Raw genomic sequence first — 5,372 nt, 5'->3', positions numbered from 1 at the left:
CGCGACGAGGCTCTGGCCCAGCGGCTGGTGCAGGCGGCGGTCGAACGGTTCGGCGGGCTGGACATCGCCCTGAACAACGCCGGGGCCATCGGCGCCAATGAGCCGACGCATGAGATCGCGCCAGAGCGCTGGCGGGACACGCTGGACCTGAACCTGACGGCCGCCTTCCTGGGCGCCAAGCATCAGATCCCGGCCCTGTTGGCGCGCGGCGGCGGGTCGCTGATCTTCACCTCGACCTTTGTCGGCCACGCCATCGGCATGCCGGGCATGGCGGCCTATGCGGCGGCCAAGGCGGGGCTGGTGGGCCTGTCGCGGGTCATCGCCGCCGAATATGGAGCGAAAGGCGTCCGCAGCAACTGCCTGCTGCCCGGCGGCACGGACACCGAGGCCGGGCGCGAGTTCGCCCACACGCCCGAGATCATCGCCTTCGTCGAAGGGATGCACGCCCTGAAGCGGATGGCGAGCCCGGACGAGATCGCCCGCGCCGCCCTGTTCCTGGCCTCCGACGCCTCCAGTTTCATGACCGGGACGGCCATGTTGGTCGACGGCGGGGTGTCGATCACCAAGACCTGAGGATCAGCCCCGTTCCTTGGTCTTGGTGAAGGTCACCTTGGGGAAGCGCTCGGAGACATAGCCCGTCTCCCAGGCCGACTTGGCCAGGAAGACCGGGTTCTGGTCGATGTCGGCGGCCATCTGGGGCCGGTATTTTCCGGCGAAGTCCTCAAGGTCGGCCTTTGCCCCCGACACCCAGCGGGCCTCGGCGTAAGGCGACGGCTCGAAGACGACGTCCAGGCCGTATTCCTCGCCCAGGCGGTCGGCCATGACCTCGAACTGCAGCTGGCCTACGGCGCCGACGATGAAGTCCGCGCCCAGTTCCGGGCGGAACAGCTGGGTCACGCCTTCCTCGGCCAGACCGACCAGCGCCTTCTGCAGGTGCTTGGCCTTCAGCGGATCCTTGACGCGGACGCGCTGCAGGATTTCCGGCGCGAAGTTGGGCAGGCCCGCAAAGCGCACCAGGCCGCTCTCCGACAGGCTGTCGCCGACGCGCAGCACGCCGTGGTTCGGAATGCCGATGACGTCGCCCGCATAGGCCTCTTCGGCCAGTTCGCGGTCCGAGGCGAAGAACATGATGGGGGCGTTCACCGACAACTGCTTGCCGGTGTTCTGCACCTTCAGCTTCATGCCGCGCTTGAACGATCCCGAGGCCATGCGGAACATGGCGATGCGGTCGCGGTGGTTGGGGTCCATATTGGCCTGAACCTTGAAGACGAAGCCGGTGACTTCGTCCTTGCTCGGCTCGACGGTGATGTCTTCGGGCGCGGGGGCGTTGCGGGTTTCCGGCGGCGCCTCCTTGCGGGCGGTCATGGTCTTGGGCGACGGGGCCCATTCGCCGATGGCCTTCAGCAGTTCCTCGATGCCGAAGTGGCGCAGGGCCGAGCCCCACAGCACGGGCGTCATATGGCCTTCCAGAAACGCCTGACGGTCGAACGGCTTATAGCCCGCCTCGACCAGCTCCAGCGCATCGACCATGTCAGCCTGCTCCGTGCCTTCGAAGAAGGCGGCGGCGTCTGCGAAGGGCAGGGGCGCGGGGTGTTCGCCGTCGTTGTCGGAGGTCTTGCGGGTGTAGGGCTGGAACCGGCCCTGGCCGCCGACCTCGGCCAGACCGCGCAGGCGGTTGCCGCTCTCGGCCGGCCACCAGATGGGGGCGGGGTCCAACTGCAGGCGCGAGGCGATCTCGTCCAGCAGGGCCATCGGATCCTGGGCTTCGCGGTCCAGCTTGTTGATGAAGGTGATGATCGGAATGTCGCGCAGGCGGCAGACCTCGAACAGCTTCAGCGTCTGCGGCTCGATGCCCTTGGCGGCGTCCAGCACCATGATGGCGCAGTCGGCGGCGGTCAGGGTGCGATAGGTGTCTTCCGAGAAGTCCTCGTGGCCCGGCGTGTCCAGCAGGTTGAACATCTTGCCGTCGTGTTCGAACGTCATGACCGAGGCGGTGACCGAAATGCCCCGCTCCTTCTCGATCTTCATCCAGTCCGAGCGCGCCCGGCGGTTCTCGCCGCGCGCCTTGACCGCCCCGGCCGCGCGCACGGCGCCGCCCGCCAGCAGGATGTGCTCGGTCAGGGTCGTCTTACCGGCGTCCGGGTGGGCGATGATGGCGAAGGTCCGACGGCGGTCGGCCTCCTGAGCGAGAGTCAGTTTGGACATGGAGCTTCCTTTAGGACGCGCGACCTACCGCGCCGGGGCTCAATTGTCGACGTTCACGATGCCGTGAGAGACCCTTCGCGTATGAGGGTTATTCGAGGCATGCTCGTTTTCGGGAGACGGCGGGCCATGAGTCCGCCGCACGAGGGAAGGGAAACGTCATGGCTCTGGCCCATCCAGGCAAGGTCGCGCCTGTACAGAACGAGCGCAAGATTCATCCGCTGGTCTGCTTTCTGGCCGGGTTCGCCCTGATCGTCCTGGCGGCGGCGTTGGTGCACACGGTGTTCGGCATCCTGCTCTAGAGCACAGTCAGGTCAGGCTGCGTCGGACACAGACGTTTCGTCGGCCTCCTCGAGCTCGCCCGTCGCTTCAAGCGGGGCTTGGCCCAATGCTTGCCGTGCACGATCGATCATGGCCCGCGCCTGACGCTTGTAACCGCTGGAGTGCGGGCTGTTGGACACCGGCGTCAGGACTGCGATAGCTTCAGCATTCATTTCGCGCGCCATATAGGCGTGCCCCAGCCGAGTGCGGCAGTCGAACGACTGCGGAGCCAAGGCGCAGGCGACCTCCAGCGTGGAGATGTCGTTGTCCGTCGGATAGCGGGGCTGCCCGCGCCGTACGTCGTTCAGGCCCAGATAGATGCGGAAATCCAGCGGTTCAGAATCTATGGCCCGGGCTAGATAGGCGGCGGCCTGACGGCGAAGGTCGTTGGCGTCGTCGACGGAGGCCGCCGACTCGGTCTGATCCAGCAGGGCCAGGGCGGCGACCCGCAAGACGTTGGCGTTGGTCGTGTGGTCGTCAAGGCCGGGGGCCAGCGCCGCCAGCGCCAGATCGGGGCGCTGTGACAGCCGGTGGGCTCGGGCCGTCAGCAACCGGCCGACGTCGGAGTCCGCGTGGCGCTCGCCCGTGGCGAAGGCCGAGCGGATGAGTTCGATCCTGTTCTCGTTAGCCTGTCGCCGATCTCGAGCCCGGCGCGCCTTCTGCGCCTCCGTCTGCGTGTCCTCGTCGGCCGCTTCCTCGACGGGAGGCTTGATCGGCGCATTATCAAGGCGAACATCCAACCAGATGGCGTCGCCTTCAGCCTTCGACATGCTGCTGATCGTCACCTCAGGATGCGTGATCGCGATCTGGGGCGACACCATATTGATGGGGCCGGATACATAGCGCCAAACGTCATCCTGAAGTTGAGCCGCAGTCCGGCCTGTCGCCGCTTGCATGGCGTCGACGGAGTCCTCGCCGCCGGCCACAGCGGCCAGGTATCGTCCCAGCATCTGGGTGCGTTCGGGCGTACTCATGAAGTAATGGGTCATGGCCCAGGACTGGGCATAGTAAAGGTGCGCGGGGAATCGCCCGGAATCCGAGATGCGCCATTTCAACACATCCTCCATCTTGGCCCAGGAGTTGAAGCCTCCGGTCAGGGAGTTCATGCGGCCGGGGTCGTGTCGCCCGAATTGGATGCGCTCATCGGTAAGGCTGGCGGTGGAGTAGTACTCTGCGAAGCCTTCGACGAACCACGACGGGTAAGCGTTTGCCTTCATCTGAAACATGAAGTGGTGCGCATACTCGTGGAAGACGACGACGTCGCCCATCGAGCTGCGCATATCGACAACCGTATAGATGCGGCCGCTATTGGGCGAATAATAGCCTGCGACGCCTGCACTGATGCCGGGGGACATGCGGTTCATGTCCCGTCGTCCCTCGGCCATGAAGATCTCCAGCTTCGGGATCTCAAGGTCGGTCTGGATGGGATAGTAGGTTCGCAGCAGGGCGTCGAAACGCTCGACCTTTTGAGCGTAGCGCCGAAGACTGCCCTCAGAGGCGTCGCCATAGACGATAAAGTGTTCGGTTTCGGCCCGACGCCATTCGGCCATGGCTGGCGACGAGGCGAGGCTTCCCAGAGCAATCGCCGCGCCTAGCGCAGCACCGCGCGTCAGATGAAACCGCGTTTTCTTGTTCATCGCCTCTCGTCCCCTCCGAGTCTGAAGGAGATGACCTAAAGAACGACGGTGTTCTATGGAAGTCCCTAGGCGGCCAGACGGCTCCAGACCGCCTTGTCCGCCGTGGCGGCGTTCAGGGCGCCGCGGCGGGCGCGTTGTTGCAGGTGGTGCAGAACGACCTCGGGCAAGGCGCAGAAACGCGGCTCGACCAGTTCGGGGGCGCAAGCCTTTTCGGGCGCGGCGAACAGGGCGGCGTTGACGCCTTCCGCCTTGTGCGCGATCAGCCAGGCCAGACGACGCGCGCGGGCCGGGTCGGTCCGGTGCAGCAGCGGGTCTTCGGCGAACAGCTCGCAGCCCATCTCCAGCACATAGTCAAAGGACAGGCTCTCGAACCGACGCACGTCGTGGCTCGGGGCCGGGCAGGCCTCGTCCAGATCGAAGACGACATCGTTCAAGAGAAACAGCATGGACCGCGTCCGCTCGCAGGACCGTTCTGGCCCCAGGCGTCGGGTTGTAGGGCGCCTGCGCTTGCGGTCCGGTTCACGAACGCGGTGAACGGGCCGGTTACCATTTTGAGCGGCCCTAACGCGCCTTGCGCTGCTTGAGGGCGGTTTGCGCGACCCTGTCGGCTATCGAGAGAGCGGGCGTCAGTCCTGCGTCTTCTCGGTCAGGAAGTGGCGGCCCTGGCGGTCCTCGATCTCGACGATCCAGAGGTCGGGGTCATAGCGGCGCTGGCGATCCAGATAGGCGTCCAGTTCGCTCTCGGTCTCGCTGGCGACGGGTTGGATCCACAGGGGCTCGCCGTCCTGGCTGGTCGCCTCGGTCCACAGACGGGCGGTGCGGGCGGCGGTGTCATAGGCCTTGACGATGACGGCCCCGGCGCGGGCGTCGCCCTTCTTCACCACCACGGCGTTGGCGCCCTCCAACTCGGCGCGGCGGATCAGTGCGCCGACCCAGACGTCAGTGGAAAGAAGCAATTGGTTCACCCTGTTTGGACACGGACCCGGAACCGGCGGCGGCTAGGGTGGGGCCATGAAGATAGCGCCGTCGCCCCGCATAGTCAGCAGAACGCTGGCCGCGATCGTCGCCCTGACCCTCGCGGCCGGGACGGCGACGGCTGCCGGCGACGTCTATTATGAGCGCGCCTTCGTGCGGGCGGCGCAGGACAAGTGCCGCCTGTTCGAGCCGCGCCTGACCCAGGCGCTGGAGGCGGCGACCCTGCAGGCGCGCGGA

At 66.3% G+C, this 5,372-nt stretch carries 6 protein-coding genes and 1 pseudogene; 3 read left to right on the top strand and 4 right to left on the bottom strand.

Annotated features, from left to right (window positions below):
- The coding region (locus BDIM_RS18045) for an SDR family oxidoreductase (RefSeq protein ID WP_040346039.1) at positions 1–573 on the top strand (573 nt) is incomplete at its 5' end.
- Between the two features lie 3 nt (positions 574–576).
- Here the strand turns inward: BDIM_RS18045 and BDIM_RS12065 are convergent.
- On the bottom strand, positions 577–2,205 hold the full coding sequence (locus tag BDIM_RS12065) for a peptide chain release factor 3 (RefSeq protein WP_003165875.1): 1,629 nt from the start codon (positions 2,203–2,205) through the stop codon (positions 577–579).
- Positions 2,206–2,363: 158 nt separating this feature from the next.
- On the opposite strand from BDIM_RS12065, the gene BDIM_RS18040 reads away from it, so the two are divergent.
- The gene (locus BDIM_RS18040) at positions 2,364–2,504 is read left to right on the top strand and encodes a hypothetical protein (RefSeq protein ID WP_003165874.1); all 141 of its coding nucleotides are present in this window, start codon (positions 2,364–2,366) and stop codon (positions 2,502–2,504) included.
- 12 nt (positions 2,505–2,516) lie between these two features.
- Here BDIM_RS18040 and BDIM_RS12060 read toward each other — a convergent pair whose 3' ends face one another.
- The 3 genes from BDIM_RS12060 to BDIM_RS12050 form a co-directional block, all read right to left on the bottom strand.
- Positions 2,517–4,160, bottom strand: coding sequence for a DUF1570 domain-containing protein (locus BDIM_RS12060; RefSeq protein ID WP_003165873.1), 1,644 nt, complete (start codon positions 4,158–4,160; stop codon positions 2,517–2,519).
- Positions 4,161–4,225: 65 nt separating this feature from the next.
- Positions 4,226–4,606, bottom strand: coding sequence for a hypothetical protein (locus BDIM_RS12055; protein ID WP_003165872.1), 381 nt, complete (start codon positions 4,604–4,606; stop codon positions 4,226–4,228).
- A gap of 180 nt (positions 4,607–4,786) precedes the next feature.
- Positions 4,787–5,116, bottom strand: coding sequence for a DUF1491 family protein (locus BDIM_RS12050; RefSeq protein ID WP_040346036.1), 330 nt, complete (start codon positions 5,114–5,116; stop codon positions 4,787–4,789).
- Positions 5,117–5,171: 55 nt separating this feature from the next.
- Between BDIM_RS12050 and BDIM_RS18035 the strand changes: the two are divergent.
- Positions 5,172–5,372 (top strand): annotated as a pseudogene (locus BDIM_RS18035) (hypothetical protein); the annotation flags it as partial.

The organism is Brevundimonas diminuta ATCC 11568, from assembly GCF_000204035.1.
Taxonomy (GTDB): domain Bacteria; phylum Pseudomonadota; class Alphaproteobacteria; order Caulobacterales; family Caulobacteraceae; genus Brevundimonas; species Brevundimonas diminuta.
This window is presented reverse-complemented; position numbering and strand designations above follow the sequence as displayed.